Source organism: bacterium, assembly GCA_035371905.1.
In the GTDB taxonomy this organism is placed as follows: domain Bacteria; phylum Ratteibacteria; class UBA8468; order B48-G9; family JAFGKM01; genus JAMWDI01.
Genome location: DAORXQ010000117.1, coordinates 1 through 4,727, shown reverse-complemented (window position 1 = coordinate 4,727; position 4,727 = coordinate 1). Strand labels below are relative to the sequence as shown.

Annotated in this window: 3 protein-coding genes and 1 pseudogene; all 4 read right to left on the bottom strand. The window is 30.5% G+C overall.

What is annotated here, in order from left to right; all coding sequences use genetic code 11:
* Nucleotides 1–1,764: pseudogene (gene carB / locus PKV21_09140) on the bottom strand (carbamoyl-phosphate synthase large subunit).
* A complete protein-coding gene (gene carA / locus PKV21_09135; protein HOM27649.1) occupies nt 1,748–2,833 on the bottom strand; it encodes a glutamine-hydrolyzing carbamoyl-phosphate synthase small subunit in 1,086 nt (361 codons plus the stop codon). The pseudogene carB and the gene carA overlap by 17 nt, the downstream one beginning before the upstream one ends.
* Nucleotides 2,811–4,211 (bottom strand): amidophosphoribosyltransferase, encoded by a 1,401-nt coding sequence (gene purF, locus PKV21_09130; protein HOM27648.1) that lies wholly within the window; start codon nt 4,209–4,211, stop codon nt 2,811–2,813. Before purF ends, carA begins: the two co-directional genes overlap by 23 nt.
* Before the next feature lie 5 nt (nt 4,212–4,216).
* A partial coding sequence (locus PKV21_09125) for a glutamate dehydrogenase (GenBank protein HOM27647.1) occupies nt 4,217–4,727 on the bottom strand: 511 nt, incomplete at its 5' end.

Genomic DNA, 4,727 nt, shown 5'->3' with positions numbered 1-4,727 from the left:
CATAACCTTCTTCTTTTAAAGCAAAAGAAGCATGTACACAACAATAATCAAATTCTATACCCTGGCCTATTCTGTTTGGACCACCACCGAGAATTATAACCCTTTTTTCCATCTTTATTCAATTTTTATCACTTCAGGATGTTCATAAGTAGAATAATAATAAGGAGTGTATGCAATAAATTCACCCGCGCATGTATCAACACATTTATAATCAGGTTCAATTCCATATTTTTTCCTCAAATTTCTTATCTCCATTTCACTCTTTCCAACAAGTTTCCCTATTTGTTTATCTGAAAAACCGAGTTCTTTGGCTTTTTTTATTGTTTCATAATCGATTGTCTTATTTTTAAATTTTTTAATTTCCTCTTCAAAATCAGTAATTTCTTTTATATTTGAAAGAAACCATTTATCTATTCTGCATAAATTGTAAATTTTGTCTAATGTTTTTCCTTCTTTAAATGCCCTTTTTATATAAAATAACCTGTAAGGATTTGGAATTCTTAAACCCTCTTCTGTCTCAAGTTTTAAATTTATATCTTCAAGTCCACAAAAACTTTCTTCTAAACTTCTCAATGCTTTCTGTAATGCCTCTTTAAAAGTTCTCCCTATTGCCATTACCTCTCCAACTGATTTCATTGATGTGGTTAAAATAGAATTTGCCCCAGGAAACTTTTCAAAATTAAATTTAGGAATTTTAACAACACAATAATCAATTGTAGGTTCAAAACAGGCAGGAGTTTTTTTAGTTATATCATTTGGAATCTCATCAAGAGTATATCCAATAGCAAGTTTAGTTGCAATCTTTGCTATTGGAAAACCAGTTGCTTTTGATGCAAGAGCAGAACTTCTTGAAACTCTTGGATTCATTTCAATAACAACCATTTCTCCATTTTCTGGATTAACTGCAAACTGAATATTACTCCCTCCTGTTTCAACACCAATTTCTCTAATTATTTTTATTGCCGCATCTCTCATATCTTGGTATTCTTTGTCAGTTAAAGTTTGAATAGGTGCTACTGTTATACTATCTCCTGTATGAATTCCCATGGGGTCAAAATTTTCTATTGAACAGATTATAACCACATTATCCTTTAAATCCCTCATTACCTCAAGTTCATATTCTTTCCAGCCAAGTACTGATTGCTCAATCAAAATTTCACTTATTAAACTTGCTTTCAAACCAATTTCAGCAAGACCTTCAAATTCTTCAATATTATATGCTACCGAACTTCCTGTCCCTCCAAGAGTATATGCGGGTCTTATAATTACAGGAAAACCAATTTTCTTTGCCACATCAATTGCCTCTTTTATATTATGTGCTATACCACTCTCAGGAACTTTTAATCCGATTTTTTTCATTGATTCTTTAAATAATTCTCTATCCTCTGCTTTTTTTATTGCATAATAGTTTGCACCTATTAATTCAACATTATATTTCTGTAAAATTCCCATCTCATATAATGAAGTCGCAATATTTAAAGCTGTCTGTCCACCAAGAGTTGGTAGAAGAACATCGGGTTTTTCTTTTTCAATTATTTTTGCAATTATTTCAGGAACTAATGGCTCAATGTAAATTTTATCAGCCATATCTGGGTCTGTCATTATTGTTGCGGGATTACTGTTTACAAGGACAACTTCATATCCTTCTTCTTTCAATGCTTTACATGCCTGAGAACCAGAATAATCAAATTCACATGCCTGACCTATTATTATAGGGCCAGAACCAATTATCATAATTTTCTTTATATCAGTTCTTTTTCCCATTTTTTATATATTCATAAAATTTTTCAAAGAGATATTCTGCATCCCTTGGTCCAGGTGCATTTTCAGGATGAAATTGAACAGAAAATACCGGTAATTTTTTATGTTCTATACCTTCAAGCGTATGGTCATTTAAGTTTATATGAGTAATTTCTATATCTGGGTCTTTAATTGTATTTATATCTACACAAAAACCGTGATTTTGAACTGTTATATATATCTTTCCTGTTTTTAAGTCCTTTACTGGGTGATTTGCTCCATGATGGCCAAATTTTAATTTATATGTTTTCCCGCCGAAAACCTGGCCTAGAATTTGATGACCAAGACATATACCAAATACAGGATATTTCTCAACCAGATTACTTACATTTTCAATTACATATTTAAGTGGCTCCGGATCTCCAGGTCCATTTGAAATTAAAATTCCATCTGGTTTTTCCTTTTCTATTTCTTCATAAGGTGTATTCGCAGGATAAACAACAACTTTTAAATCAAATCTTGAAAGGATTCTCAAAATATTATATTTAACTCCACAGTCAATAACAACTACTTTATATTTTCCTTCTTTTTTCCACCAGTATGGCTTTTCTTTTATAACTTCTTTTACAAGATCAACTCCGACAATAGATGGTGATTTTTTAACCTTTTCAATCATTTCTTTCAAATCACGCTCTCCTGTAAATATCCCTGCCTTCATTGCTCCTTCATCCCTTATTTTTTCTGTAATTTTTCTTGTGTCAACATCTTCAATCCCTATTATTCCATTTTCCTCAAATAATTCATCCAGTGATTTTTCTGCTCTCCAGTTTGAATAGATTTTACTTTTCTCTCTAACAACAAAACCTTCAAAATGAATTTTATAAGATTCAACATCTTCAGAGTTAACACCATAATTTCCTATTAAGGGATATGTCATAACAACAATCTGTCCTTTATAGGAAGGGTCATATATTATTTCCTGATATCCAGTCATACTTGTATTAAAAATTAATTCTCCAAATCTTTCTCCTTCTGCTCCAAATGTTTTACCTTTATAAATTGTTCCATCTTCAATAACAAGATATCCCTTCATTTTCAAATTGCCTTTTTCCTATAAATCCCTCTACTTCAACTGGATATTTTCCTGTAAAACATGCAGTACAGAATTCACCAGATGGCAAAGAAATAGAAGAAATCATTCCTTCAAGAGAAAGATAATAAAGTCCATCAAGTCCAATTTTTTCTTTAATTTTTTCAACTTCATTAAAAGAGGCAATAAGTTCATTTTTATCCGGAAAGTCAATTCCATAAAAACACGGATATTTAATTGGAGGACAACTTACTGCCATATAAACTTCTTTTACACCTGCTTTTCTAAGTTCTTTAATCCTCAGCATGCTCGTTGTTCCTCTTACTATTGAATCTTCAACCACTATAATTTTTTTATTTTTGATAATTTCTGGTACAGGATTCAATTTTATTTTTACACCAAGTTCCCTTGATGTCTGAAATGGCATAATAAATGTCCTTCCTACATAATGATTTCTTATAAAACCCATTTCAAATGGTATTTTTAATTTCTCTGCAAGTCCAATAGCAGCAATATTTCCGGAATCAGGAACAGGTATTACTATATCTGCCGAAAAAGGTAATTCTTTTGCAAGATTTTCACCAAGTTTTTTTCTTGCAACATAAACACTTTTACCAAATATTTTACTGTCAGGCCTTGCAAAATATATAAATTCAAATATACATCTTGAAATTTTATTTTTTGGTAAATAATAACTCTTTAAACCATCTTTTCCTATAAAAAGAATCTCACCTTCTTCTATTTCTCTTATATATTCAGCACCTATCAAATCAAAAGCACAACTTTCAGATGATATCACATAACCATTATTTAATTTACCAAGACATAAAGGCCTAAATCCATTTGGGTCTTTAATAGCATAAATCCCATCAGGAGTAAATAAAACAAGTGAAAAGGCACCTTTTATTTCTGATAATGCTTCCTTTAATTTATCTTCAAATTTTTCTTTTTTTGATTTAAAAATTAAGTGCATAATTATTTCTGTATCAAGAGTTGTTTGAAAAAGTGTTCCTTCTTCTTCAAGTTTTTTCCTTAAATTATAACTATTCACAAGATTACCATTATGAGCAATTGCATAGATTCTCCCCTTATATTCAACTATAAATGGCTGTATATTTTTTATATCAGGATTTCCAGTTGTTGAATATCTAACATGTCCAATTCCAAAACCTAATTTTTCTTTATATTTTGTAAAATCAAATCTCGAAAAAACATCACTGATAAGACCCATACCTTTATGTATAAAAACATCATTAAAATCAGAAAAAACAATTCCACAACTTTCCTGGCCTCTATGTTGAAGAGAAAATAGAGAAAAATATAAATACTCTGAAATTTTTTTTAGATTGAATATTCCTACAATTCCGCAGTATTCTTTCATTAAAGTTATACCCAGCCGCGCAACTTCATACTTTCAACTACTCTATTTACAGCAACTAGATAGGCAGCCATTCTTGGACTTATTTTCTTTTCTTCGTAAACTTTAATAACATCGTAAAATGCTTTTGTCATTTTTTCATCAAGTTTATTATGTACTTCTTCAAGTTTCCAGTAATAACCTGTTATATTCTGAACCCATTCAAAATAGGAAACAGTTACTCCACCTGCATTGCATAAAAAATCAGGTATAACAAATTTACCTTTACTGTATAAAACTTCATCTGCTTCTGGAGTTGTTGGACCATTTGCAAGTTCAGCAATAATCTTTGCCTTAATTCTTTTTGAATTTTCACCACTTATAACATTCTCAAGACAAGAAGGAAAAAGAACGTCCACATCAAGTTCAAGCAATTCTTCATTTGTAATTTTAGAAGTTCCGGGAAAACCAGTAACTGTTCCATTTTTCTTTTTATATTCAATAACTTTATAAGGATCCAGCCCTTTTTCAGAATAAATT